The following is a 26,388-nucleotide window of genomic DNA, read 5'->3' as shown; positions in this document are numbered from 1 at the left end:
AGCTGCCGTTGATCCTCCCTGTCGCGCAGCGATGGGGAGGTGGCAGCGCGAAGCGCTGACGGAGGGGCTTTGGCGCTACCGTCGCCGCCCCTCCACCATTCGCTTCGCGAACGGTCCCCCTCCCCATGGCTTCGCCACAGGGAGGATCTATAGCATCGTCATCCCGGCCTGCGCCGGGATGACGAATTGAGCGTAGCGGTTACCGATCGAAACTAGCCGTCGCCCCCGCGAAGGCGGGGGCCGCTGTCGGTTTACGCAGCGACGCAGGGATAGGCAGCTAGCGGCCCCCGCCTTCGCGGGGGCGACGGTCAGTCGGAACGTCCGCTCACCACCCCAAAGCCGACATTCGCTAATACGCTACATCCACCGCGATCCGCAGCGTCCTTGGCCGCAGCGGGGTCATGAAACCCTCATTACCCTCGACAAACGGCGTCCCCAGCGAAAAGCGATTGCCGCGCGAATCGAACAGGTTGGTCAGCGTCAGCGACAATCCGCGCCGTTCATTGCCGACGCGCATCGCCAGTCCGGTGTCGATATAATCGCCCTGGCTTTCGCCCAGAACCGGCCCGATCCCAAGCCGCGACGGTCCGACATAGTTGGCCCAGCCATTGACACGAAAATCCTCGTCGCCGACGACGGTCGCATAATTGACCGATCCGCGCACCGCGTGGCTCGCGACATTGGGAATGCGGCCCAGTCGGGCGGGCGCTGCGGCAAATACCGGCAGGATTTCCAGCGCCAGATCGTCGACGCGGCTGTGGTTATAGACTGCGCCGAGTTCAAAGGTCAGTGCCTCGGTCGGGCGCATCGCGAGCGCGCCCGAAACGCTGGTGATCCGGCCATCGCCGATGTTGGCGGTGGTCGGAAAGCCCGTGCTGTCGATGAAATCGGCCTGGATGTTGCGCCAACGACTGTGCGACACCGCAATGCTGGCATCGAACAGGCTTTGCCGCTTGTCGCCGAAGCGGACACCCGCCTCCCACGTCCGCACCTGATCGTTCAGGAAGCGCCGCACAAAATTGCCATCGACCGCGAGGCCGCCGGGCCGGAATCCTTCCTGATAGCGCGCATAGAGGCGCAGGTTATGCAGCGGCGTCGCGAGCAGGGAGAAGGAGGGCAGCAGGTCGGTTTCGCTTCGCGACGCGGTCGTCGCGCGGCCCGCCTGGGCGAGCGCGAACGAGACGCCTTCCGCCATCCCGCCCAGCCGCGCGTGCGACAGGCGGACGCCGCCCGCCGCGATCAGGTTCGGCGTCACTTCGACCGTCGCCTCGGCATAGCCCGTGACTTCGGTAATTTTGTTGGTGACGCCGGGGAGGACCGCGCGCAGCGCGCCATAGCGATATTCGCGGTTCTGCTGCGCGCGATTGTCGATGAAGCTCGCGCCGATCACCCAGCCCAACCCGTCATGATAGGGACGCGACAAGCGGTTTTCGCTGACGAACATTCGCGTCGCGTTGCGCTGGTCGAGCACGCGGGGCACCGTGCTGAGCAGGACGATCTGGATCGGTGCGAACAGGCGCTCGACATCGACCGCGCCGCTCGAGACGACCGATCCGGGCGGCGCTTCGGGCAGGCTGGCGTCGAAGCGTTCGAACAGGCGATGGTCGACAAAGGCGTTCGACGACTGGAAATGCAGACCGTCCCAGTCTTTCATCACCACAATCGTACCAAGCCCGTAACGCGCCGAGGCATTCTGCTCGACCATCGAATTGCGCGTCAGCGGGTCGGCCGCCTTGTCGGCATATTGTGCATCGTTTGATTTGATCGACTGGTACACACCGCCCAGATCGACGGTCCAGTCATCGCCCGCATCGAAACGAAAGGCCGCGCGTCCGCCGCGCACATGGACGCGGTTGACGTCATTCTGTCCGCGCAGCGGGTTATCGATATAGCCGCCGTCGGTCAGCATATAGCCGACGAGACGGAGCGCATGGCCGTTGTCGCCCACCGGCAGATTGGCGATCGCGGCGATGTCGCCGCCCGGGTCGCCATGCTGAGTTACCGAGACGCCCGCGATCGCCTGCACCGACATCGCGCGCGGATCGGGCGATTTGGGGACGACGCGGATGATGCCGCCGAGCGATCCGGCACCATAGAGCGTGCCCTGCGGTCCTTCGAGGATTTCGACATTGTCGACGTCATAAAGACGCAGGTCGGGATCGGGGGCATTATAGCTGAGCCGGATGTCGCCCAGATATTGCCCGACGGTCGATTGCGTCGGGCCGGTGAAGCTGGAATCGGCGATGCCGCGAATGAACAGCTTGTTGCGCCCCGAACCCAGATGGGTCGAGGACACCGTCGCGGTGCGCGACAGGATCGATTCCATCCCGCGTTCGCCGCCAAACGCCAAATCGCCGCCACTCAATTGGGTGACGACGCCGGCAAAATGCGAATAGGGCAGGTCGGTTTTCGACGCGGTGACGATGATCTCGTCCTGCGCCGTGGCGACCATATCCTGCGAAGGCGCGCGCGCGCGCGGCTGCGGCGTCTGCCGCGGCGGGGCGGGGCGTTGGGCGACACGCGGTGTGTGGGGGCGGCGTTCGATGCGCCAGCTGGTGGCCGAGACGCGGACGGCACGAGCGTCGGAACCGCTCAACAGCCGCTGGATCGCTTCCTCGACGCTCATCCGCCCGCGCACGCGTTTGGCCCGCGCCTGCCATAGTTTTGCGTCGACGACGCTGATGCTGACCCCGGCCTGCCGACTGATCACCGGCAGGGCGGTCGACAGGCTCCCTTTCGGTACGTCGAACGTGCGTTCCTCCGCCGCCAAGGCCTGCGCGGGCAGGGCCAGCAGCGTCGCAGCGGCGACAAGGGCAAGGCGCGGGTGCATGGTCAGCGGGTCAATATCCAGCCGTCGCCCTGTCGCTGCGCCCTTGTTCCCGACAAGGCGGCAAGATCGGCGATCGTACGGCCCCGGTTCTTGTCAATGATCAGCGCGCCGCGAAACGACAGGTCAGCGGCCGCAGGCGCGATCCGAACATCCATTCCCGCGGTTCGCTTCAGATCTTCGGCCACCACCGCCAGCGGCGCGCCGTTGTAAACCAGCAGCCCGCTGCGCCAGCCGCCGATGCTGGCCACATCGACGTCCTGCACGACCGGCGCCTTTCGATCGCCATCGCGGACCTCGATCGCCTTGCCCGCGAGCAGGCGAACCTTGTCGCGGTCGGGGTTGTAAAGAACGATACCCTCCGACACGGCGACCGACGTCTGGCGCTCGCGCCGAACGACGTTGAACGCGGTTCCCAGATCGACGATGCGGTCGCTGCCCGTTTCGACGACAAAGGGATCCTTGTCGCGATGGACGACGTGGAACATCGCCTCACCGCTTTCCAGACGAGCGAAGCGCGGGCGATCCTTGTCGATTTCGACCACCGAACCGCCATTGATGTCGATCCGCGATCCATCGGCAAGCTCGATCGTGCGCTGCTCGCCCGCCGCGGTTTCGATCCGATCGGCGCTACCGAAGGGATTGAGGGTCGATAGCCCGACAACCGCGACCAGCGCTGCCGCCATGGCGCCGCCAAACCAGCCACGACGTGACGCACGGCGCGGCGTGGTAGGCACGGTCGCTGCCATCGGCTTTGCCGCCGGAGGCAGCGCGCCAAGATCCTGATCGAGGCTCGCAACGGCATCGTAGATGGCGGCATGGTCGGGGTCCTCGCCGAGCCAGTCGGTAAAGCCTTCCCAGTCGTCGAACGCCGGGTCGCGCTGGCGGATCAGCCAGTCGATGGCGCGCGCTTCAATGCTGTCGATATCAGGACGCATCGAACTGTCTCCGTAGCGCGGCAAGCGTCGCATACACCTTGCGCAAATCGGCTTCGACTGTGCTCAGGCTGACCCCCATTTCACTGGCAATATCGCGTTGATTGGCGCCGTCGACGCGGAACCGGCGAAAGATATGGGCGGCGCGTTCGCCGCTACCCGCAATCGCCGCCTCGACCAGCGCAAGCTGCTCGCGCGAGATCAGCGCGATCTCTGCCGACGGGGCGTGGGTGGCCGCTGTCTCCCCCCAGGCTTGATCGCGCAGCGCGCTTTGCCGCGCTGAACGATAACGGTCGAGCATCAGATTGTTGGCGGCGCGCATGACATAGGGCAGGGGGTCGGCGACCGGCCCCATGGGACGATCGGTCAGTCGCATCCACAAATCCTGGAACAGATCCTCAGCCGCATCACCGGCGCCGCGCGCCAGCAAGAAACGGACGATCCGATCGCGGTTGGCGAGCAATACGCCTTCGATGCCTTGCGCAGCATCGGTTCGGTCGTTCGAACTGGTCATCGATTGCTTGCTCTGGAACGCCATCTTTTGCCGGTCGGCGCCGCCCCGGCGCGCGCCATAGCTTCCCCTGATGCCGCCGTCATATAGCGGCCAAGTCCCACCGCGCAACCGCGGTGCCGGACGAGAGTGAAGGGGCAGTGCAAACATCGGCGTCTTGTTTCATTTCTGTCTAAGCAAGGGGGAGGCGGGGGTAGGGAGGTGCCTCCCCCTTGCACGCGGGGCCGGCCGGGGGGCTAGAGGCCGACCCGCAGACTCGCACGGAACGCCCAGCCGATATGGCTTTGCTGTTCCTCCGCGGACACTTCGCCAGCGACCTGAAAGGCCGAATTGCCGGCGATGCCACGGAGACGGCCGACCCAGCCGCTCGTGCGATCATCAGGGATAAGGGTGAACGGCGTGCCGTCCTTGAACGACGCCGTCGTCGCGCCGAGCGTGCCGCCGACGATCTGGCGACGGCCGCCTTCGATTTCGAAGCGCGTCCAGCCGTCATATTGGTCAAGGCCGCCGAAATCCATGCCGAGCGCCACGGTACCCGACACCGCCAGCTCATCGCTGTCACGCCCCAGCACCTTCAGGTCGAGCGCGTCGCCGCCGCCGGTTTCCTGATAGCCCTTTTCGGTCAGTTTGAAGTAATCGACCGCGACCATTGGGCGGATCGTGATCCCCCCGGCGCGGGCGTCATAGGCGAGCGAGCCCGATGCCGACCACAGGGTTCCGTCCCATTTCCCCTTCATCGTCTTCTCGATGTCGTCAGCGCCCGCCTCGGCGCTGAAGATGCGGGTGCCCTTCATCTTGATCGGCGCGCCCGAGACGCGGGCGTTCGCCATGAAGCCCTTTGACCGCAGGCGCCAATGCAGGGCGCCCTCGAACTGGCTGGTGCTGACCTCGTTCGCATTGCTGCCGTTGCTGTCCTTGCCGCTCAGAAATGCGATCGAGCCGCCGAAGTTGCCGATGTCGCTCTTTATCTCGGCGCCGAGCCCGATGCCCCAGCCGCTGACGTCGTAGCTCGCGGTATCGCCGACGCTCTTCGATGTGCCCCAGACGGCCTGGTTCACCCAATAACCCCATTTGCCCTCGTCCTGGAACGGCGCGTTGGGGTCTTGCAAATGCCGCGACAGCGCGCGCGAGCCAGAGGTCACCGTCTCGAACACGCCGCCCTCATGCTCGGGAAGCATCTGCCCCAGCTGGCTGCGGAACTGGTCGCCGCTGGTGATCCCCAGGAACACGTCCTCGATCTTCTGGTCGGCGACCACCGCGTCAAGCACCGCGTCGAACGCGCCGGCTTCCGACCGATTGAGCCCGAGTTCGGTTGTGCTCTTGCGCGACACATCGACGATCAGCTGCGTCGCGTTCGACGTCAACGTGCCTTTGTAGAGGAACGGCAGCAGCGTCTGCGACGCGGTGAGGTTGTTCGCGCCGGTCAGCGTACCGGCGGTCAGGACGATGTGCCGACCTTCGGCCTGTTCGATGCTCGACAGGCGCAGCGCCAGCTTGGATTCGGCGCCAAAGCTTGCGTTGCCCGTGACCTGCAACGCGGTGCCGGTGCTGCCGGTGTCGAGCAGGACGCCCAGCGTTCCCTTGTCGGTGACCGCCAGCGACGCAATCCGCGCTGCGCCCGTGACGTCAAAGGTGCCGCCGCCGACCGAGACGGCGAGTCCCTGCGCATTGGCCAGCGAGCCCGAGAAGACCGAGGTACCGCCGATGCTGAGCGTATCGGCGCCACCACCGAAATCGACCGTACCGGTGAATTTCGACGTGCCGACCAGCGCCATGCTGTCGTTCCCGGCGCCAAAGCGCGCGTTGCCGGTGTAGATCGCGTCACCCGACAGCGCGAGGCGGTTGTTGCCGCCGCCAAAGAAGCTGTTCCCCTTCACCGATCCGTCGGCGATGTCGAATACGTCGTTGCCGCCGCCGAAGCGAACGTCGCCGACGATGCTGGGGGCGGTGACGCCCGACGCAACCGCGGTCTGCTTCACGGTTGCGCCTACGGCGTTGGCCGAAAGGTCGATCGCGATATTGCGGTCCGATGTGGCTAGCGCGCCCGTGGCGCTGATCGTGCCGCTGTTTTCGACCGTGGCGACGGTACCCGACAGGTCGACGATTGCCCGCGCTGTGCCATTGTCGCCGCCGGTCTTGGCCGCGATCAAGCTGCTGTTGCGGATCAACGCGACGTTGCCGCCCGCTTCGACCAGCACCGCGGTCGCGACCGAACCCGCGACATTGCCCGCGGTCGTCGCCTCGATCTTGCCCGCATTACGCAGCTCGGGGGTCGTCGCACCGCTGCCGATCCGGATCGCGGTTGCCGCGACATCTTTTGACAGCGCCGCGACGCTGCCGGTCGCGCCGATACCGATCCCGCCCGCGATGGTCACGGCGCCGCCAAGGCCGCCGATCTGCATCCCGTTGCCATCCTTGCCCGCATAAAGGCCGTTGCCGATCACGCCGCCATCGATGATCAGGCCAAAGCCGGTGCCGGTTCCCGCGACCGGGCCGATCGTTACGCTTTGCGTTGCCGAACCGATGCGCACCGCCGCCGCCGAACCGAAGGAGCGCACCGCGGCGCTGCCTTCCTTGTCGTCGGGGATGCCGTCCTTGTCCTCGTCATTGTCGGTCGTGCTCGTATCCTTGGGCGGGACGGCGAGAATTATGCCGTCGGTCACATTTCCCTCGACCGAGAGCGCCGGACCGCCGATCAGCAGGTCGTCGGCGTCGAGCTTCGACGGGTCGGCGGGCGGCGTCGTGAAGCGGTAGCCGGTCGCGGTCAGGTTGCCCTGAACGACGAGCGCGCCGGTGATGTTGCCCGCCAGCCGCGCCGCTGTCGCGTCGAGGCCGGTCGCAGTGATTGTCCCGGCTAGCCGGACGTTGCCGGTCACATCCTGCAAGCCGACGCCAAGCGCGCGGTCGCCCAGCACAGAGATGGTGCCGTCATTCGTGAAATTGCCCGTCAGCGGCCCGCCGAGGCGAATGCCTGCCGAATCATTGCCCTCGATCGTGATCGCGCCGCTGTTGACGATATTCCCGGTAAAGGCGCCGAGCGTCGCAATGCCGACGCGGTTGCCGCCCAGCGCAAAAGCGCCATCGATGTCGCCATCATTGTCGATATCGGTCGGCGCATAGGGTTCGTCGAGGATGATCTTGCCCGTCGCGGCATTGGTGATCGCGCCGACCGTTCCCGCATTGGCGACAATGCCGCGCGCGCCGTTGACGTTGCTAATCTCGATGCTGCCTTCGTTGATCACCTTGTGATTGCTGTCGATGGTAACCGCAGCGCCGCCCGCGGGTTTTACCGAACCCGTCGAGGTGACCTTGATATCGTCGGGCGCGCCCGATTTGATCGTCGACGTCCGCACCGGCGCCGTGGTGGCGGTGGTGATCGTCGTTTCGGCTTGGGCTGCCGTCGAAAGCAGGGCAGCCAGACAGGTGGTGGCCAGCAAGGTATTGCGCATCGGGTTCCTCTTGTGATCGGAGCCGGGATGTCCTCCCGGCGACAACCACAAGACGGAGCGAATGCGGCACAGCCTTGAACAAAAATCGCGCGCATCAAAGCGGCCCGGACTTCGGGTTTACCATAGGCAACCCGCCTGATATGGCCGATCGCGCTACGGGGGGCATAAACATAAGGTCGCCGTGGCATTTCGCCGCGACCGTTTCGGACGTCGGCCTGGGGTAGCGTCCACTCTGCACCGGGCATCGCGGTAATTTGCCAAACGCTGCATGCTGTTTGTGCATGCCGTGGCGGACAGGGTGGGATTCGAACCCACGGTGAGCTTGCACCCACGGCGGTTTTCAAGACCGCTGCCTTAAACCACTCGGCCACCTGTCCGCTTGGCCGCCGCCATAGCGCGCGGATGCGCTGCGGCAAGAAAAACCTTGTCGGCTCGTCCCGCCGCGCGAATGACTCGGCTCGTCCCGCCCTTGCCTAGCCAAGCCGCTCGCATCTGTGCGAGACACGCCCTATGGGTGGGAGCATCATGCACGCTATCAGTTTAAAAATCGGACGCCTTTTCGCTGTCACCACTGCCATTCTGTCGGCATGGCTGCTCACCGCATCGGCGCCGCTGCACGCGCAGAGCGGCGACAGCGGCTTCAGTGCCTATGTCCAGTCGCTGTGGCCCAAGGCGCAGGCGCGCGGGGTATCGCGGCAGGTGTTCGACCGCGTCACCGCCGGTCTGCGCTATAACCCGCGCGTGATCGCCCTCGACCGCGACAATCTGGGCAGCCCGCCGACCCACGACACCCCGATCCCGAATTTCGCGCCCTACAAGGCCAAACATGTCGATGCGGCGCGGATCGGCGGCGGGCGCCGGGTCCACGACCGCCTGCTGCCTTTGCTGTCGCGGATCGAGGCGCGCACCGGGGTGCCGACCAGCATCATGATCGCGATTTACGGCCACGAGACCGCTTACGGCCAGGTCACGGGCAATTTCGACCTTCCCGAAGCGCTCGCGACGCTGGCCTACGAAGGACGGCGCCGCAGCCTGTTCGAATCCGAGTTCCTCGCGACGCTGGAGATGGTTCAGCGCGGGGTGCCGCGCGACGTGTTGAAGGGCAGTTGGGCGGGCGCCTTCGGCTATCCGCAGTTCCTGCCGTCGGTCTATCTGGCGGTCGCCGAGGATGGTGACGGCGACGGACGCGCCAATATTTGGTCGAGCGAGGCCGATGCGATCGAATCGATCGGGGCCTATCTGCGCCGCGCCGGCTGGCGCGCCGGGCAGCCGTGGGGCGTCGCCGTGACTGTTCCAGGCAGTTTTGACCGCAATCGTTTTGCCAGCCGCCTGACGCCGACCCGCTGCCCACGCGTCTTTGCCCGCCACAGCCGCTGGCGTTCGATGGCCGAATGGCGCGCCGACGGGATCCAGCCGATCGGTGGGCGCTGGCCCGATGGACAGGTTCAGGCGGTTCTGCTCGAACCCGATGGGCCGGGACGAACCGCATATTTGCTGACCGGTAACTATCGTGCGATATTGGACTATAATTGTTCCAATTTTTACGCACTATCAGTGGGGTTGCTGGCGGATGAAATCGATCGGTAGAAAAACGGCGCTGATGGCCGGGGCGATGCTGATGCTCGCCGGGTGCGGTAGTTTTGGCGGCGAGCGCGAGGGCGGTCCAACCGCCAGCCCGGCACCGGCCCAATCCGCCGGCGGCGTGAGCGATACGCCGGTCAAGATCGGCGATCCCTATACGATCGCAGGCACCACCTACACGCCCGCGGATATCGCCGATTATGACGATGTCGGTTACGCAAGCTGGTATGGCGACGAACTCGCTGGACGGCCGACCGCCAATGGCGAGACGTTCGATCCCGCCGGGATCAGCGCCGCGCACAAGACGTTGCCGCTGCCGAGCTATGTCGAAGTGACCGCGCTCGACACCGGACGCACGATCCTGGTGCGCGTCAACGATCGCGGGCCGATGGTCGGCGACCGGCTGATCGACCTGTCGCGCGGCGCCGCCGAACAGCTGGGGCTAACCGGCGGTGTATCCGCGGTCCGGGTCCGCCGTACCAACCCGCCCGCCGCCGAGCGGGCGCAACTGCGCACGGGCCGTGCGGTTCCAGAGCGGATCGCGACCCCCGACTCATTGCTGTCGATCCTGCGCACCAAGCTCAAAGCCATGCCGGTGCCGAAAGCGTCGGCTGCCACGCCGCCGGTCGAAGCGCAGCCCGCGGCGCCCATTGCATCGGGAAAAGCCAAGCCCGGCGATGACCGGCTTGCGGTTGAAAAACCAAAGCCTGCGGCCAAACCGGCAACACCCGCCAAGACCGTTCCCGCGGTGTCCGGAAAATTCGTCGTCCAGGTTGGCGCTTTCAGCAGCGAAAGCCGCGCCGATGCCGCCGCAAAGTCGGTGGGCGGGACGGTCAGCAAGGCCGGAAATCTCTGGCGCGTACGGATCGGCCCCTTTGCGAGCGACGCCGAAGCGCGCACCGCGCTCGGCACGGCGAAGGCGAAAGGCTTCCGCGACGCGGTGGTCCAGCGCGATCGTTGACGGGCGCCGCGTGCGAAAGACCATAAAGCAAAGCGTCGCGATTTTCACAGCCGTTCTGCTGGCTTCGGCGACGCCAGCGGTGGCAGCCGACGGGTCGCGACCCAAAAGCGTAGCGGCAACACGCCCCGCCTACACCACGCAGGCGCCGATCGTGATGCTCAAGGATCTCGATTCAGGCGAAATATTGTTTTCACGCGGTGCGGACAAACGCTTCGCGCCCGCGTCGATGGCGAAAGTCATGACAGCCTATGTCGTGCTCGACCTGATCAAAAAGGGCGAACTGACGCGCGACAAACAGTTTACGGTCAGCGAAGCGACCTGGAAGAAATGGCGGGGCAGCAACGGCGGATCGACGATGTTCCTTCGCCCGGGCGAAAAAGTCTCCGTCGACGACCTGCTCAAAGGCCTGATCACCGTATCGGGCAACGACGCTGCCGCCGCACTGGCCGTCGGTATCGATGGAAGTGAGGAAGCTTTCGTAAAAAGAATGAACGCCGTAGCGGCAAAGATTGGCATGGCGTCGAGCAATTTCGGAACGCCAAACGGCTGGCCTGACGGCGGAGTGACCAAGGTCAGCGCCGCCGATCTCATCACGCTTGCCGATCGGCTGATCCGCGATCATCCCGCTGGCTACGCCCGCTATTTTTCGATGCCAAGGCTCCAGCATGGTACTTCGCCCGAAGGCAAACCGATCATCCAGGCCAACCGCAATCCCATCCTCGGGCGCGTTCTGGGCGCCGACGGATTGAAGACCGGCCACACCTCGGAAGCCGGCTATTGCCTGCTGGGATCGGCCAAGCGCGATGGTCGGCGCCTGATCATGGTCGTTGCCGGCCTGCCGAGCGACAAAGCGCGCCGCGACGAAGCCGAGCGGCTGATGACTTGGGGTTTCGCCAAATCGATGGCCACCAACGAAGGCGGCAAGGGCAAAAAGATCGCGAGCGGCGGCGCGCGCGCCGCGCCGTGATGACAAACGCCGTGCTGGCGGCTACCGCGGTGCAATGCACGCGCGCCTCCCATTCGATCCTCGTCGGCTTTCAGCATGACACGCGGGCGCTTTATCACGCTTGAAGGCGGCGAGGGGGTCGGCAAATCGACGCAAATCGCCGCACTGGCCGAGGCGATTAGGGCGCGCGGCCTCGACGTCGTGGCAACGCGCGAGCCCGGCGGCAGCGCAGGTGCCGAAGCGATCCGGTCGCTGTTGATGGAAGGTAGCGACGACCGCTGGGATGCGCGCAGCGAAGCCTTGCTGTTCGCCGCCGCGCGCGCCGACCATGTCGCGCGGACGATCCGTCCGGCGCTGGCCCGCGGCGCATGGGTACTGTGCGACCGTTTCGTCGATTCGAGCCGCGCTTATCAGGGCGGTGGCGGCGGCCTGACCGACGCCGACATATTGGCGCTGCACGGTGTCGGATCCGAAGGGCTGATGCCCGATCGCACCTTCCTGCTCACCGTCAGCCCCGCCGAGGCCGCGCGCCGCCTGACGGCCCGTGGTGGCAGCGACCGCATGGGCAGCAAGCCCGCCGAATATCAGGCGCGCCTGGCCGAGCGCTTCGTCGAAATGGCTGGGGCAGAGCCCGAGCGCTGGCGAATCGTCGATGCCGATGCCCCCGCTGAACGGGTCACCGCGGCGATCCTCGCGGGGCTGACCGAATGGCTATGATCGGTCATCGGGAAGCCGAGGCCGCCTTTCTCGAAGGCTGGCAGGGCGGCAGGCTGCATCACGCCTGGCTCCTCGCCGGGCCGCAGGGAATGGGGAAGGGGGCTTTTGCCGCTCGCGTCGCGCGCTTTCTGGTAACCCATGGCAGCGGCGGGGACGGGCAGGCGATTGCGCTCGACGACCCGGGGGACGGCGCCGCGGGGAGACTGGTCGATGCGGGCAACCACCCCGAGATCCTGCAACTGACGCGCCAGCTGAAAGACAAGAGCAAGGACCTCGCACGCAACATCACAATCGATCAGGTGCGGGCGATGATCCGCCGCCTGCATCTGTCGCTGTCGCTTGGCGACTGGCGCGTGATTATCGTCGACGCAATCGACGATCTGGAAACCGACGCGGCCAACGCGCTGCTCAAAACGCTCGAGGAACCGCCGGCAAAGACATTGTTCCTGCTCGTCAGTCACTCACCGGGGCGCTTGCTCCCGACGATCCGTTCACGATGTAGAACGCTGCGTTTTCAACCGGTTGATCGTGACGTCATGACCGCATGGCTGCACGATCTGCGCCCGATGCTCGAGATCGCCGAGGTGCGCGCGATCGTCGCCGCATCGGGCGGCGTGCCGGGCAAGGCGCTGGCACTGATCGACAGCGATGTCGCCGCGATGGAGAAAAAACTGCTCGCGATCGCCGCGACCGGCGACCCCGAAAACCGGCTGCGCGAGGCGCTGGCGCGCGAGGTCGGCGGCACGAGCAATCGCCCTCGGCTCGAACTGGTGATCGACATCGTCCCCGGGCTGCTCGCGCGGCTGGCGCGCGAACGGTCAGTGGCGGAGATCGCTCCCATCTTGGCGCAATGGGACCGCGTCCAGCGCACCGTTCGCGACGCGATCCGCGGCTCCTACGACGGCACGATGGTCGGGTTCGAAATCGGCAACTGCCTCGCTGAACTGGCGCCGCGTTCGACGTGACCGGCACGCTGACGCTTTCCCTCGCGCGCGCCAACGGCTAAGGCGCGGCCATGTCCGAAAACAGCGCCCCTTTCTACATCACCACCGCGATCAGCTACCCCAATGGTCGTCCGCATATCGGCCACGCTTATGAAGCGATTGCTACCGACGTGATGGCGCGGTTTCAGCGCGCCCAGGGTCGCGACGTGCGGCTGATCACCGGCACCGACGAACATGGCCTGAAAATGTTCCAGACGGCGCGTGACCAGGGCCGTGAAACGATCGACCTGGCAGATGAAATGTCATCTTATTTCCGTGAGATGTATGCCAAACTGAATATCAGCTATGACGATTTCATGCGCACGTCGGACCCAGCACATCATGCCGCATCGCAAGCGATCTGGCGCGCGATGGAGGCCAATGGCGATCTTTATCTCGACCGCTATGAGGGCTGGTATTCGGTTCGTGACGAAGCCTTCTACGACGAAAGCGAACTGGTCGACGGGGAGGGGGATGCCCGCCTGTCGCCGCAAGGCACCCCCGTTGAGTGGACGGTCGAGGAAAGCTGGTTCTTCCGCCTGTCGAACTATCAGGACAAATTGCTCGCGCTGTACAAGGAGCGGCCCGATTTCATCCGCCCCGAAAGCCGCCGCAACGAAGTGATGCGCTTCGTCGAGGGCGGACTCAAGGATCTCAGCGTCTCGCGCACCAGCTTCGACTGGGGCGTTCCGGTTCCGGGATCGCCGGGGCATGTGATGTATGTGTGGGTCGACGCGCTCACCACCTATCTTTCCGGTTTGGGCTATCCAGACCTGGATGGCGATTTTAGCAAATTCTGGCCCGCAAATGTCCATATGATCGGCAAGGATATTGTGCGTTTTCATGCCGTTTACTGGCCGGCTTTCCTGATGAGTGCCGGCCTGCCGCTCCCCAAACAGGTGTTCGGCCACGGCTTCCTGCTGAACCGCGGCGAAAAGATGTCCAAATCGCTGGGCAATGTCGTCGATCCCATGGCGCTCGCCGACACCTTCGGGGTCGATCCGCTGCGCTATTATCTGCTGCGCGAAGTCAGCTTTGGCCAGGACGGTACCTATTCCGCGGAAGCGATCGTGCGGACCGCCAATGCCGACCTCGCTAACAGCTTTGGCAATCTGGCGCAGCGCAGCCTGTCGATGATTTTCAAGAACTTGGATGGCAAACTGGAAAAGTTTTGTCCCGCTGCGCCCGATGATGAGCTGGCAGCCAAGGTCAGGATCGCAACGCAAACCGAATTGCCGCGCGAATTTGAGAATCTCAACTTTTCAGTCGGGATCGAAGCTTGGTTGCGCGCCGTGTTTGCCTGTAACCAATATGTCGATGAACAAGCCCCCTGGGCGCTCAAGAAGACCGATCCCGATCGTATGACGGCGGTGCTGATGACGTTGTTCATGGTCGTGCGCGATCTCGCGATTGCAATTCGCCCTGTCGTGCCGACAGCGGTCGATAATCTGCTCGATCAGATGGGCATTGCGGCGGACGAGCGCGATTTTGCCGCGCTGGCCGATCCGGACTGGTTCGCAAAGCTCGCTGACAGCGGCTTTTCGCTCGGACAGCCGACCCCCCTCTTCCCGCGCCTCGACGTGCCGGAAGGGGAAGGGGAGGCGTGATGCTCGTCGATTCGCATTGCCACCTCAATTACAAGAGGCTCGCCGAACAGCAGGGAGAGGTGCTCGACCGCGCCCGCGCCCGCGGCGTGACGGCGATGCTCAACATCGCAACGCGCGAGAGCGAATGGGACGATGTCCTGGCGGCGGCAGAAGCCAATCCTGACGTGTGGGCCAGTGTCGGCATCCACCCGCACGACGCCGACCATCATCCCGATGTCGATACCGCCAAGCTGATCGAGCGTGCGGCGCACCCGCGCGTGGTTGGCATCGGCGAGACCGGCCTCGACTATTATTACGACAAGAGCGACCGCGTCCGGCAGCAGGACAGTTTCCGCCGCCACATCCACGCGTCGCAGGCAACGGGGCTGCCGATCATCGTCCATACCCGTGACGCCGAAGCGGACACGCTGGCGCTGCTGGGCGAAGAGATGGGCAGGGCGGCGTTTACCGGCGTGATCCATTGCTTCACCGCGAGTGACGATTTCGCGCGCAGGGCGCTCGAACTGGGATTGATTATTTCGATCTCTGGCATCGTGACGTTCAAGAATGCCGCCGATCTGCAGGCGACCGCCAAATGGCTGCCGCAGGACCGGCTGCTGATCGAAACCGACTCCCCTTTCCTCGCCCCCGTCCCGCACCGCGGCAAGACAGGCGAACCAGCGTTTGTCGCCGATACGCTGGCGTTTCTGGCAACGCTGCGGGGCGAGGACCAAGAAACGCTGGCCGCGGCAACCAGCGCCAATTTTTACAAGCTTTTCAAAAAGGCGGCGCCGTGACGTCAAGCGCGCTATGAAGGTTCGCATCCTGGGCTGCGGAACGTCGTCGGGCGTACCGCGGATCGGCAATGACTGGGGGCAATGCGACCCCGATAATCCGCGCAACCTGCGCAGTCGCGCATCGATCCTGATCTCGCTCGGCGGTTTTCGCCTGCTGGTCGACAGCAGCCCCGACATGCGGCTGCAACTGCTCGATGCAAAGGTCGGTGTCATCGACGGCATCATCTGGACGCATGAGCATGCCGACCATTGCCATGGCCTCGACGACCTGCGCCAGATCATGCACCTGCGCGGATCGCAGGTGCCCGCCTATGCGCGCGGCCATGTGCTCGACACCCTCAAATGGCGCTTCACTTACGCATTTGCAGGAAATGCCGGCTATCCGGCGTTGGTCGATCCGATCGATCTGCTGGATCATCAGTCGATCGGTCCCATCGAGGTGTCGGCGATCGAAATGCCGCACGGGCCGATCAAGGCGAGCGGACTGGTCTTTAGCGATGGCGTCCACAAGATTGGATATGCCACTGATTTTTCGAAATTTACCGACGAGATGGTCGACTTTTTCCAGGGCGTCGACCTGTTCGTGATCGATGCGCTGCGCCGCTATCCACACCCGACGCATCCGCATCTGGCGATGACGCTCGCGGCGCTTGAGAAATGCGGCAATCCACGCGCGATCATCACCCACATGGACAACACGATGGATTATGACGATCTGGCGGCCGAATTGCCACCGGGTGTCGAGCCGGGATATGACGGGCTGGAGGTGCAGCTATGAGTGGTGACACAGGCGTCCAGCTGATCTGGTTCGTCGGGGCATTCGCGCTGGTGATCAGCTCGCTGGTCGCGCGGCGCTTGCCAATGACCGACTGGGTCAAAATGGCGCTGGCGTGGGTCGCGATTTTCGCTTTGGTCTTTCTGGTCATTCGGACGTGGCAACTCGTCACATGATCCGCGACGAATAGGTTGCCTGACGGTTGATGAGAAAGCTGCCTGATTCCAACGGCAGGGGGCTTTCTTGCCTCACCACATCAATGTGTATTTAACATAATATATATTATCGGATAATTGCATGCCTGACACGTCGCTTCTGTCCCCCATCGATCGCCTGCTGGCGGTGATGGCCAAATTGCGCGATCCCGATGGCGGTTGCGAATGGGATCTGGCGCAGACTTTTGCGACGATCGCACCCTACACGATCGAAGAAGCCTATGAAGTCGCTGATGCGATCGCTGGCGGCAATCCTGCGGCAATTTGCGACGAGCTTGGCGACCTGTTGCTCCAGGTCGTGTTCCATAGCCAGATTGCCGCCGACGCAGGCCTGTTCGACTTCAACGACGTCGCGACCGCGATCAGCGACAAGATGGAACGCCGCCATCCGCATATCTTCGGTGACGGCAAGACGGATGACGTCCGCCAGCAATGGGAACAAATCAAGGCCGATGAACGCGCCGCTGACGGCCCGAAGGGCGCACTGTCGGGCGTGGCGCTGTCGCTTCCCGCACTCCTGCGCGCCCAAAAGCTCCAGTCGCGCGCCGCCCGCGTCGGTTTCGACTGGCCCGATGCCGAAGGGCCGCGCGACAAGATCGCCGAAGAATTGGAAGAGGTCGCGACCGCCTCCGACGATGCCGCGCGCCACGAAGAGATCGGCGACCTGCTGTTCGCCGTCGTCAATTATGCAAGCCATCTACGCGTCGATGCCGAAACCGCGCTGCGCGATGCCAACGCGAAATTCGCCCGCCGCTTTGCCGCCATGGAAGATCGCGCCGGCGGCAGCCTGGCCGGGCTGTCGCTCGACGTGCAGGAAGCTCATTGGCAGGCGGTCAAGGCGTCGGAGCGTCGTCCATAGGCCACAGCCGCGCGAACCGCGCGCCGTCGGCGGGATCAAGGCGCACGGTCAGCACATGGCCTTCCCCCTGCGGCTCGTCGGCGAGCACTTCGCCGCGCGCGTAAAGCCATGCCGCAGCTTCGCCGTCCTGATAGCTCAGGTAAATCCGCTGGATCTTGTGAAGCGCGGTTAGCTGCGACGCCATCAGCCCGCGCGCGTCTTCGACACCCTCGCCCGTTACGGCCGAGATGACCGCGACGTCAGAGCGCCGCGCCGCCATCTCCTCGATCGCGGTGCGGCTGTCGTCGTCTGCGGTGTCGATCTTGTTCCAGATTTCGATCTGGGGGATCGGCGGTGGCGCATCGCCCTCGCCGTCGTCCTGCGGCCCGTTGACGCCCAGCGAGCCCAGAATCGCGCTGACATCGTCATATTGCGCTTCGCTGTCGGGGTGGACGATGTCGCGGACGTGCACGATCAGGTCGGCGGTCGTCACCTCTTCGAGCGTCGCGCGGAAGGCCGCGACCAGTTCGGTCGGCAAGTCCGACACAAACCCCACCGTGTCCGACAGGATCGCCTTGTCGATCCCGGGCAGCCGGATTTCGCGCATCGTGGGATCGAGGGTCGCGAACAACATGTCTTCCGCCATGACGTCACTTCCCGTCAAGCGGTTGAAAAACGTCGATTTACCGGCGTTGGTATAGCCGACCAGCGCGACCACCGGCCAAGGCGCGCGCTGGCGCTTTGACCGCTGGAGCTGGCGCGTGCGCCGCGCATCGTCGAGCGACCGGCGGATGCGGGCCATGCGGTTGCGGATCATCCGGCGGTCGGCTTCGATCTGCGTTTCGCCGGGGCCGCCAAGGAAGCCGAAGCCGCCGCGCTGGCGTTCGAGATGGGTCCAGCTGCGCACCAGCCGCCCCGCCTGATAATCGAGATGCGCCAGTTCGACCTGCAACCGCCCCTCCGCAGTTGCGGCGCGTTCGCCAAAGATTTCGAGGATCAGCCCGGTCCGGTCGATCACCTTGGTGCCAAAGGCCGTTTCCAGATTGCGCTGCTGGATCGGGCTAAGCGCGGCGTCGACCACGACCAGTTGGACGCCGTATTTCTCGATGTCGGGCGTAATCGCTTCGATCTGCCCGACGCCGAGCAAGGTCGCTGCGCGCGTCTGGCGCAGGCGCAAACTGTGGACGGCAACGACGTCGAGCCCGATCGCGAGCGCAAGTCCCCGCGCCTCCTCGGCGCGCGCGTCGAGATCGCGCGCTAGCCGCTGGCTATGCCATTCGGGCACGACCAACAGCGCGGCCGCGCCGCGGGTCACCTCTTCCGGACTGTCGATAATCGAGGCGATCAGGCGTCGTCCGCTTCGCCGTCACCCTCGCCGCTATCGGTCAGGTTGATCGGGCCGTTCGGCTGCACCGTCGAAATCGCGTGTTTGTACACGAGTTGCACCTGGCGCTCGCGCTCGAGCAGCATGCAGAACAGGTCGAATGCGACGATATCGCCCTGCAGCATCACGCCATTGACCAGGAACATGGTCACCGATTCGTCGGATTTGCGCACCGCGTTCAGGAATACGTCCTGCAAAGCCTTCCCCTTGCTTGCGGGCGCATCGCGCAAACTCGCCCCAAGCAACGACAGGTCAAAGTCGTGCGACGGCATCACTGTCGAGATCGCATGCTTATAGACAAGCTGCGACTGACCGTCGCGGCGCAGCAACAAGGAAAAATTGTCAAACCAGGTGATGATGCCCTGAAGCTTCACGCCCTTGACGAGAAACATCGTCACCGGCGTCTTGCTCTTGCGCAGGGCGTTCAGAAAAATATCCTGGAGATTCTGGCTCTTATCGGACACATTTGCCTCCTGTTTTTGGCGGTACGACCGCGGGTATGCTCCGGTTTTCCGGCTTTAAGACCTTCTTCTTGCTGTCAATATGCGGCAAAGCCTGCCTCAGGTCTAGCGCAAAGCCTTTACCCCTCGCCGTCCGAACTCTCGGTGAGCCCCAAAAGTTTCAGTTTGCGGTGCAGCGCCGACCTTTCCATGCCGATAAAGGTCGCGGTGCGCGAAATATTCCCCGAAAACCGATTGATCTGGATGCGCAGATATTCGCGCTCGAAATTCTCGCGCGCCTCTTTCAGCGGGATAGCGGTGATCGATTCCGAATTGGGCAGGATGTCGGTGCCTCCGCGCACCAGCTCGCCGGGCAGCATATCGGCGTCGATCCGAGCCAACCGGTCGCTTGGCGCCAGGATCATCACGCGCTCGATCACATTGCGCAGTTCGCGGACGTTGCCCGGCCATTCATGCGCTTGCAACGCCGCCATCGCTTCCGAACTGATCTCGGGCGGCGGCACCCGGCGGTCGGCGGCGTAGCGGCGGATATAATGGTCGCACAGGCTGGCGATGTCGTCGCGCCGTTCGCGCAGCGGCGGGATATGCACCGGCACGACGTTGAGCCGGTAATAGAGATCCTCGCGAAAGCGGCTCTCGGCGATTTCGGTCATCAGGTCGCGCGCCGATCCGGAAATGATCCGCACATCGACGCGGATCATCGTGCGGCCGCCCACGCGCGTAAAGCTCTGGTCGGTCAAGACGCGCAGGATCTTGCCCTGCGTCGTCAGCGGCATGTCGGCGACCTCATCGAGGAACAAGGTTCCGCCATGCGCCTGTTCGAGCAACCCGACACGGATCGCCCCGTCGTCGCCTTCGGCGCCGAACAGCTCGGTTTCGACGGTTTCCGGGTCCATGCGCGCCGATGAAATGACACGGAAGGGCGCATTGTGGCGACCGCTCCACCCGTGCAGCACGCGCGCAGCGACTTCTTTCCCGACCCCTGCCGCGCCGGTGATCAGCACCCGGCTGCCGGTGCCCGCCACGCGCTTCAGCGTCGCGCGGACATTGTTGATCGCCGCGCTGGTTCCGGTCAGCTCGTCCGACGGCCCCGCCTTTTCGCGCAGCTGCTCATATTCGAACTTCAGCCGCTCGCTCTCGGTCGCCCGCGCCACCAGATGGAGCAGCCGCGATGCTTCGAACGGCTTTTCGATGAAATCATAGGCGCCGCGGCGAATGGCTGCGACGGCGGTGTCGAGCCCGCCATGGCCCGAAATGACGATGATCGGCAGCGTCGGGTCGAAATCCTTGATCGCTTCGACCAAGCCCAAGCCGTCGAGCCGCGAGCCCTGCAACCACACGTCGATCAGTGCGAGCGATGGGCGTCGCTGGCGGATCGCTTCGAGCGCGGAGTCGCTGTCCGAGGCGATGCGCGCCTCATAACCCTCGTCTTCCATGACGCCGGCGACCAGATCGCAAATGTCGCGTTCGTCGTCGACGATCAGAATATCAAGCGCCATGTTCTTCTCTGTCCTGTCGGTTGCGGATCCGCCCCGGAACCGATTCTGCGTACCCCATGCTTGTTTCTTCGCCCTTGCCTTCCAATCCGCGCAGGCGGTCGGGATGGAGCGTCAGCGTGACGCATGTCCCCTGCCCTGCCGGATTGTCGGAAAATTCCAGTTCGCCATAATGTTGCTCGACGATCTTCTTGACGATGGCTAGCCCCAACCCGGTCCCGCCCTGGCGGGTCGTCATATAGGGCTCGGCAATCGCCTCGCGCGCTTGCGGCAGCCCGATGCCGTCGTCCGATATCCGAATGATCAATTCCCCGCGCGGCCCCATGTCGAGCGCCGCGTCGATATGACCGCTTGGCGTAGAAGCGGAATTTTTCAGCCTTTCCTCAATGGCTTCCACCGCATTTTTGACTATATTCGTCATTGCCTGCGACAACAGGCGGCGGTCGCACACCAGCGGTTCGATCTCGTCCGGGGTTTGGATCGTGAACGCAATCTCCGGCTTCGCGACCTCGAACAGAAAGACCGACTGGCGCAGAATATCGCGGACGTCCTCGACCCCGAAGGTCGGCTTGGGCATGCGGGCGAAGCTCGAAAACTCGTCGACCATCCGCCGCATATCATGCACCTGGCGGATCACCGTATCTGTCAGCTTTTTGAAGGTCGCGCTGTCACCTTCAACCTTGTCGCCGAAGCGCCGCTGCAGCCGTTCCGCGGCGAGCTGGATGGGGGTGAGCGGGTTCTTGATCTCGTGCGCGATGCGCCGTGCAACGTCGGACCAGGCAGCTCGGCGCTGATCGAGCAATTGCTGGGTAATATCTTCAAAACTCAGGACAAAGCCGTCGCCCTGCGCAACCGCCTTGGCGGCCAGCGTCGCGGGCTCGGCATCGGGACGGGCGAGTTGCACAATCGCCTCATGTTCGTCGCCGGTCAGCAATTGCGCGAGTTCGGGCGCGACCTCGGCCAAAGGCCGTCCGGTCAAACAGTCGGTCGACTGGCAGATCAGACGTTCCGCAGCGGCGTTGGCGAGCTGGATCCGGTGGTCGGCATCGACCGAAATCACCGCCGACGACACTCCGCTAAGCACCGCTTCGATGAAGCTGCGGCGCGCCTCGAGCTGTTCATTGACGCTGACCAGAGCGCCGGTCTGGCCTTCCAGCTGTTCGGTCATGCGGTTGAAGGCGCGGGTCAGCACCGAAATCTCGTCATCGCGCGCAGGCGGCGTCACGCGAACCGACAGATCGCCCCCCGCCGCCGTGCGCGTCGCGCCGATGAGCGTACCGAGCGGGCGGACGATGCGGTCCGCGACAACGATTGCGGCGATGACCGCCAACGCGAGGAGGAGCAGCGAACCGAGGTAAAGGGCGCCGTTGAACTGCAGCTGCAAGAGCTGCGAGCGCTCGAACAACGCGTTGTAGTCCGCAAGTACCGTGCGAGCGAGTTGAAACTGCTGCTGCCCAAGGCTGGACACGGCACGCGACGCATAAAGGAACGCGTTGGGCCTGCCAGGAAGTCTTGTGACCGCCTCAATCCTGTTGGCGCTTCGCGTGACTACTACGTCTTCACCAGCGTTGAGCCGTTGGATAATGGATGGCGTTATCCGCCCTTCCGCCGCCCTATTGTCGGGGTCGATCATCACCGCAGTCCGCGGGATTCCATCGCGCCCAATCTCGATAATGGCGGATTCATTCAGTTCGCGAACTACAACTTGAAATCCATAGGCGTCTTGGAAACTGATGCTATCGATCGTCTGGCTGTCCAGATATTTGCCCAAATCCGTGGACATTGCCTTCGTTTGTCCGGCGACCGACTTTTGACTTTCCTCGTAAAACGACTGAGCCAGCGTTGCAGCGTTTTCGAACATGCCGCGCGAACGGTCGGAGTACCAGAAATCGACGCCGAACTGGAAAAGTAGCGACGCGAAAATCACGACAAGCAGTGTCGGAGTAGCCGCGATCAGCGAAAACAAGGCCACGAGCCGGACGTGCAGGCGGCCATTGCCCCCCTCCATCGATCGCACCGCGCGCGCCCGCGCGATGCGGCTGCCGATCAGCACGATCAACGCCATCGCGGGCACCAGGTTGGCGACCATGATCGCCGCGACCAGCGCCGGGGTCAGCAGCCGTTCGCTCTGCGCGTCGCCGGTGACGAAGACATAGGTTGCGATGCCGATACTGACGATCAGCGCCAGCGTGTAATATTCGGGCGCGGCGAAGCGCCAGAAGCCCGAGCGCGCTTCCTCTTCGGCGAGATCATGATCTTGAGTCAGGGGTGCCGCATGCGCCATTGTTGCCATGCTACGACAAACCTGTTGCATAGAAAACACACAAACTGCGCTCGGGTAGACTGAATGACGCTACTATGAACTAGTTCGGCGTCATCACAGCTGGTTTGGGTCGATATCGAGCTGACCCAAGCGCTTGCGCAGTGTGTTGCGGTTGATCCCCAGCCGCCGCGCCGCCTCGAGCTGATTGCCGCGCACCTCGCGCAAGATACGGCGGAACAGCGCGGCCTCGACTATTGCCTCAAGCTGGCCGTGCAGATCGCCTTCGCTGGCGCCGCTCGTCATCTGCTCGCGCGCCCAGTCGTCGACCGCGCGGGCGATCAGGTCGGCGGGCGCCACCACGCCGCCGCTCTCGCCATTCTCGTGCAGCACCGTTTCGACGTCACGTTCGGTGACGACGGTGTCGCGCGACAGCACCGCCAGACGCTGAACGACATTGCCAAGTTCTCTGACATTGCCCGGCCAGTCGTGGCGTTCGAGCCACTGCATCGCGGCGGGCGAAAACTGGCGGTCGGGCAGCCCGGAGCTGCGCCCCGCGTCAACAAAATGGCGGACGAGCGCCGCGATGTCGCTGCGCCGGTCGCGCAGCGGCGGCAGCGTCACCGGGATGACGTTGAGGCGGTAGAAGAGATCCTCGCGGAACCGGCCATCGGCGACCAGCGTCCGCATGTCGCGATGGGTGGCGGCAATGACGCGGACATCGGCGCGCAGCGCCTGATTGCCGCCGACGGTCGAATATTCGTTGCTTTGCAGGACGCGAAGCAGCCGCGTCTGTGCCTCGAGCGGCATGTCGCCGATTTCGTCGAGGAACAGCGTACCGCCCGCCGCTTGCTCGAACCGCCCCGCATTGCGGCTGTGCGCGCCGGTGAAGGCGCCCTTTTCGTGTCCGAACAGCTCGGCCTCGATCAACTCGCGCGGGATGGCCGCCATGTTGATCGCCACGAACGGACCCGACCGGCGCAGCCCCGTGGCGTGGATCGCGCGCGCCACGACTTCCTTGCCGGTCCCCGATTCGCCGAGGATCAGCACCGCGAGATCGTTCGATGCGAGCCGCGCGATGGTCCGGTACACCGCCTGCATCGCGGGCGCGCGCCCGACCAGCCCATGGCTGTCGGCCTGCGCCGAGTCTGCACTCGTCGCCGGTTCGGCGCGGCGTTGCAGCGCGGCGCGGACGCTCGCGGTCAATTCGTCGAGGTCGAACGGCTTGGGCAGATAGTCGTAGCTGCCGATCCCGGTCGCGCGCACCGCCGTGTCGAGCGTATTTTGCGCCGACAGCACGATGACCGGTATCGCCGCATCGATGCGAAGCGAATCGATGCCGTCGCCATCGGGCAGGACGACGTCGGTGATGACCAGATCGGGGCGGTTGCCCGTCAGCCAGGCGTTGCGCTCGGCAATGCTGGCGACCGATGCGAAATGTCCGCATTCGCCAAGCAGCGTTTCGCGAATGATCATCGCGATCGCGGGATCATCCTCGACCAGCAGGATCGTTTTGGCGGTGCTCATGCGGGGCGGACCTTTTGCGCGACCGGCAAATGAACGCGAAAGCGCGTCCAGTCGCCGTCGCGCATATGCTGGACGGTGCCGCCCATATCGCGCGCCAGCTTGGCGACGAGGGCGAGGCCGAGTCCCCGCCCCTCGCGCTTCGTTGTCACGAACGGATCGAACAGGTCGCTGCGAATATCGGCTGGAACCCCCGGGCCATTGTCGCTGACGCTGACCTCGATCGGCAGCGCGATGCGCCCGCGCCCGTCGCCATTGTCGATCGACAGCCCGTGGCGATAGGCGGTGGCGATCCGCACCACGCCGTCGTCGCGCCCACCCAGCGCTTCGCAGCCATTGGTGACCAGGTTGAGCAATATCTGCACCATGGCGTCATGGTTGCCGTGCACGAGCGGCAAGGACGGGTCGAAATCCTCCGCAAAGCGCACCCCCGGAAACTGGCGCGCACGCGCGGTTTCCATCGCCTGGTGGATCGGCTGGTACAGGTTGATCGCGGCGCAGGCGATCGGCTGCCCGCGCGAAAAATGCTCCATCTGATCGATCAGCGTCGCGATCCGGTCGACCTCGGCGCAGATCAATGTCGTAAAGCGTTCGCCGCTGGCGTCGGTCTTGCGCGCCAGCAATTGCGCCGCGCCCTTTATCCCCGCGAGCGGGTTCTTGATTTCGTGCGCCAGCATCGATGCAGCGCCGCCGGCGGCGCGTCCCGACCGTCCAATCGCGCCGCCCATCAGTTCGGCATCACTGTGGGCCGGAATCAGCGCGAGGATGCGGTGGCCGCTCTGGCCATAAGGCACCATCTGCATGTCGACATAAATCGCCTTGCGCCCACCCACCGAAATTTCGGCGCGATGCGCGAACAGCGCCGACGTCGCGGCGTCGCTCATTCGCTGGCGATAGCTGCGGTCCATGTCGATCACGTCATAGACCACGCGGCCGATCATCGCCGACCGGCTCATATTGCACATTTGCTCGGCGGCGGCGTTGACGAACAGAACGACGGCACCCTTGTCGATCAGCAGGGTGGGAACGGGGTGCGAGTGGATCAGCTCGTCATGGTCGAAACGCGGGATGCTCGACGTGAGCGTGGTCACGCGGCGGCCTTGGTCAGGAAAGGCGCATAGAAGCGTTCGAGCGCCTCGAGCACGTCACGGCTGCTCGGGATCTGGTTGACCATGTTGCGAAACTCGGCCGATCCGTGCAGCCCCTTGACGTACCAGCCAAGGTGCTTGCGCGCCATATTGACCCCGGTAATCTCGCCATAATGGTCGATCATCGCACGGTAATGCGATGTAATGACGTCATATTGTTCGTCGATGCTGGGGTCGGGGCGCTCGCCCTCGCCGCGCAGCGCCGCCATCACCTGACCCAGCAGCCACGGGCGGCCATAGGCGCCGCGACCGATCATCACCCCGTCGGCGCCGCTTTGCGACAGCGCGGTCCTCGCGTCGTCCGCCGAACAGATGTCGCCATTGACGATGACCGGGATCGACACCGCATCCTTGACCGAACGGACAAAAGCCCAGTCGGCCTCGCCGCGATACATCTGATTGCGAGTGCGGCCGTGCACGGTCACCAACTTCGCGCCCAGATCCTCGGCAATATGCGCCAGTTCGGGCGCGTTCAGGCTGTCGTGGCACCACCCCATGCGCATCTTGACCGTCACCGGGACCGACACCGCCTTCACGCAACTGTCGATCAGCGCCGCGGCGAGCTTCAGGTCGCGCATCAGCGCCGATCCGGCATCGCCGTTGGTGACCTTGCGCACCGGACAGCCCATGTTGATGTCGATGATCGATGCGCCGCGATCCTCGTTGAGCTTGGCCGCCTCGCCCATTTCATAGGGGGTGCACCCGACAAGCTGCATCGAAACCGGCTCTTCGACCGGATCCCAGGCGGCTTTCTGGATCGACTGGCGCGTTTCGCGGATCGCGGCCTGACTCGCGATCATCTCGGTGACGTTGAGCCCCGAACCATAATAGCGCACCAGCTTGCGGAACGGCAGGTCGGTGACGCCCGTCATCGGCGCGAGGATCACGGGATCCGCGATGGTGATGTTGCCGATCTGGATGGGCCGCAGCGGCGCCATGGCGGGAGCTTTCTCGAAATTGCCTAAAATTTGAGCAGCCCGTACACGCTAAGCCG

21 protein-coding genes and 1 tRNA gene are annotated in these 26,388 nt (G+C 64.4%); 10 read left to right on the top strand and 12 right to left on the bottom strand.

Annotated features, from left to right (window positions below; translation table 11 throughout):
* Nucleotides 1–349: 349 nt before the first annotated feature.
* The 5 genes from SPYCW_RS06955 to SPYCW_RS06935 form a co-directional block, all read right to left on the bottom strand.
* Nucleotides 350–2,830, bottom strand: coding sequence for a TonB-dependent receptor domain-containing protein (locus SPYCW_RS06955; RefSeq protein WP_120216187.1), 2,481 nt, complete (start codon nucleotides 2,828–2,830; stop codon nucleotides 350–352).
* Nucleotides 2,831–2,832: 2 nt separating this feature from the next.
* Nucleotides 2,833–3,765 (bottom strand): FecR family protein, encoded by a 933-nt coding sequence (locus SPYCW_RS06950; RefSeq protein ID WP_120216186.1) that lies wholly within the window; start codon nucleotides 3,763–3,765, stop codon nucleotides 2,833–2,835.
* The gene (locus SPYCW_RS06945) at nucleotides 3,755–4,423 is read right to left on the bottom strand and encodes an RNA polymerase sigma factor (protein WP_331852390.1); all 669 of its coding nucleotides are present in this window, start codon (nucleotides 4,421–4,423) and stop codon (nucleotides 3,755–3,757) included. The genes SPYCW_RS06950 and SPYCW_RS06945 overlap by 11 nt, the downstream gene beginning before the upstream one ends.
* A gap of 86 nt (nucleotides 4,424–4,509) precedes the next feature.
* On the bottom strand, nucleotides 4,510–7,722 hold the full coding sequence (locus SPYCW_RS06940; RefSeq protein WP_120216185.1) for an autotransporter outer membrane beta-barrel domain-containing protein: 3,213 nt from the start codon (nucleotides 7,720–7,722) through the stop codon (nucleotides 4,510–4,512).
* A gap of 287 nt (nucleotides 7,723–8,009) precedes the next feature.
* Nucleotides 8,010–8,099: transfer RNA gene (locus tag SPYCW_RS06935), tRNA-Ser, on the bottom strand.
* A 148-nt stretch (nucleotides 8,100–8,247) separates the two neighbouring features.
* On the opposite strand from SPYCW_RS06935, the gene SPYCW_RS06930 reads away from it, so the two are divergent.
* The 10 genes from SPYCW_RS06930 (at nucleotide 8,248) to mazG (ending at nucleotide 17,142) form a co-directional block, all read left to right on the top strand.
* Entirely contained in the window at nucleotides 8,248–9,309 is a 1,062-nt protein-coding gene (locus tag SPYCW_RS06930; RefSeq protein ID WP_443029458.1) for a lytic murein transglycosylase, read from the top strand.
* Nucleotides 9,293–10,264, top strand: a complete 972-nt coding sequence (locus SPYCW_RS06925) for a septal ring lytic transglycosylase RlpA family protein (protein ID WP_120216183.1) — start codon at nucleotides 9,293–9,295, stop codon at nucleotides 10,262–10,264. Before SPYCW_RS06930 ends, SPYCW_RS06925 begins: the two co-directional genes overlap by 17 nt.
* A gap of 10 nt (nucleotides 10,265–10,274) precedes the next feature.
* Nucleotides 10,275–11,231: a D-alanyl-D-alanine carboxypeptidase family protein gene (locus tag SPYCW_RS06920; RefSeq protein WP_145985952.1), complete on the top strand. Its 957-nt coding sequence runs from the start codon at nucleotides 10,275–10,277 to the stop codon at nucleotides 11,229–11,231.
* A gap of 75 nt (nucleotides 11,232–11,306) precedes the next feature.
* A complete protein-coding gene (tmk, locus tag SPYCW_RS06915; protein ID WP_120216181.1) occupies nucleotides 11,307–11,927 on the top strand; it encodes a dTMP kinase in 621 nt (206 codons plus the stop codon).
* Nucleotides 11,918–12,892, top strand: coding sequence for a DNA polymerase III subunit delta' (locus SPYCW_RS06910; RefSeq protein WP_232014863.1), 975 nt, complete (start codon nucleotides 11,918–11,920; stop codon nucleotides 12,890–12,892). Before tmk ends, SPYCW_RS06910 begins: the two co-directional genes overlap by 10 nt.
* 50 nt (nucleotides 12,893–12,942) lie before the next feature.
* A complete protein-coding gene (metG, locus tag SPYCW_RS06905; RefSeq protein ID WP_120216179.1) occupies nucleotides 12,943–14,517 on the top strand; it encodes a methionine--tRNA ligase in 1,575 nt (524 codons plus the stop codon).
* Nucleotides 14,517–15,293 (top strand): TatD family hydrolase, encoded by a 777-nt coding sequence (locus SPYCW_RS06900; RefSeq protein ID WP_120216178.1) that lies wholly within the window; start codon nucleotides 14,517–14,519, stop codon nucleotides 15,291–15,293. Before metG ends, SPYCW_RS06900 begins: the two co-directional genes overlap by 1 nt.
* A 13-nt stretch (nucleotides 15,294–15,306) precedes the next feature.
* Nucleotides 15,307–16,071 (top strand): MBL fold metallo-hydrolase, encoded by a 765-nt coding sequence (locus tag SPYCW_RS06895; protein ID WP_120216177.1) that lies wholly within the window; start codon nucleotides 15,307–15,309, stop codon nucleotides 16,069–16,071.
* Complete coding sequence (locus SPYCW_RS18950) at nucleotides 16,068–16,244, top strand: hypothetical protein (protein ID WP_168452868.1); 177 nt, start codon at nucleotides 16,068–16,070, stop codon at nucleotides 16,242–16,244. Before SPYCW_RS06895 ends, SPYCW_RS18950 begins: the two co-directional genes overlap by 4 nt.
* Nucleotides 16,245–16,365: 121 nt before the next feature.
* A complete protein-coding gene (gene mazG, locus SPYCW_RS06890; protein WP_120216176.1) occupies nucleotides 16,366–17,142 on the top strand; it encodes a nucleoside triphosphate pyrophosphohydrolase in 777 nt (258 codons plus the stop codon).
* Here the strand turns inward: mazG and hflX are convergent.
* The 7 genes from hflX to dusB all read right to left on the bottom strand — a co-directional run bounded on the left by hflX (nucleotide 17,117) and on the right by dusB (nucleotide 26,332).
* Nucleotides 17,117–18,457 (bottom strand): GTPase HflX, encoded by a 1,341-nt coding sequence (hflX, locus tag SPYCW_RS06885; RefSeq protein ID WP_120216175.1) that lies wholly within the window; start codon nucleotides 18,455–18,457, stop codon nucleotides 17,117–17,119. The two genes, mazG and hflX, sit on opposite strands and share 26 nt — an antisense overlap.
* Before the next feature lie 8 nt (nucleotides 18,458–18,465).
* Nucleotides 18,466–18,969, bottom strand: coding sequence for an RNA chaperone Hfq (hfq, locus tag SPYCW_RS06880; RefSeq protein ID WP_120216174.1), 504 nt, complete (start codon nucleotides 18,967–18,969; stop codon nucleotides 18,466–18,468).
* Nucleotides 18,970–19,085: 116 nt separating this feature from the next.
* Nucleotides 19,086–20,465, bottom strand: coding sequence for a nitrogen assimilation response regulator NtrX (gene ntrX / locus SPYCW_RS06875; protein ID WP_120216173.1), 1,380 nt, complete (start codon nucleotides 20,463–20,465; stop codon nucleotides 19,086–19,088).
* The gene (locus SPYCW_RS06870; RefSeq protein ID WP_232014862.1) at nucleotides 20,455–22,755 is read right to left on the bottom strand and encodes a sensor histidine kinase; all 2,301 of its coding nucleotides are present in this window, start codon (nucleotides 22,753–22,755) and stop codon (nucleotides 20,455–20,457) included. Before SPYCW_RS06870 ends, ntrX begins: the two co-directional genes overlap by 11 nt.
* Nucleotides 22,756–22,839: 84 nt before the next feature.
* Nucleotides 22,840–24,249, bottom strand: coding sequence for a sigma-54-dependent transcriptional regulator (locus SPYCW_RS06865; RefSeq protein ID WP_120216171.1), 1,410 nt, complete (start codon nucleotides 24,247–24,249; stop codon nucleotides 22,840–22,842).
* Nucleotides 24,246–25,337: a two-component system sensor histidine kinase NtrB gene (locus SPYCW_RS06860; RefSeq protein WP_120216170.1), complete on the bottom strand. Its 1,092-nt coding sequence runs from the start codon at nucleotides 25,335–25,337 to the stop codon at nucleotides 24,246–24,248. The genes SPYCW_RS06865 and SPYCW_RS06860 overlap by 4 nt, the downstream gene beginning before the upstream one ends.
* Complete coding sequence (dusB, locus tag SPYCW_RS06855; RefSeq protein ID WP_120216169.1) at nucleotides 25,334–26,332, bottom strand: tRNA dihydrouridine synthase DusB; 999 nt, start codon at nucleotides 26,330–26,332, stop codon at nucleotides 25,334–25,336. Before dusB ends, SPYCW_RS06860 begins: the two co-directional genes overlap by 4 nt.
* Between the last annotated feature and the right edge of the window lie 56 nt (nucleotides 26,333–26,388).

It is taken from the genome of Sphingopyxis sp. EG6, from assembly GCF_003609815.1.
Classification (GTDB): domain Bacteria; phylum Pseudomonadota; class Alphaproteobacteria; order Sphingomonadales; family Sphingomonadaceae; genus Sphingopyxis.
This window is presented reverse-complemented; position numbering and strand designations above follow the sequence as displayed.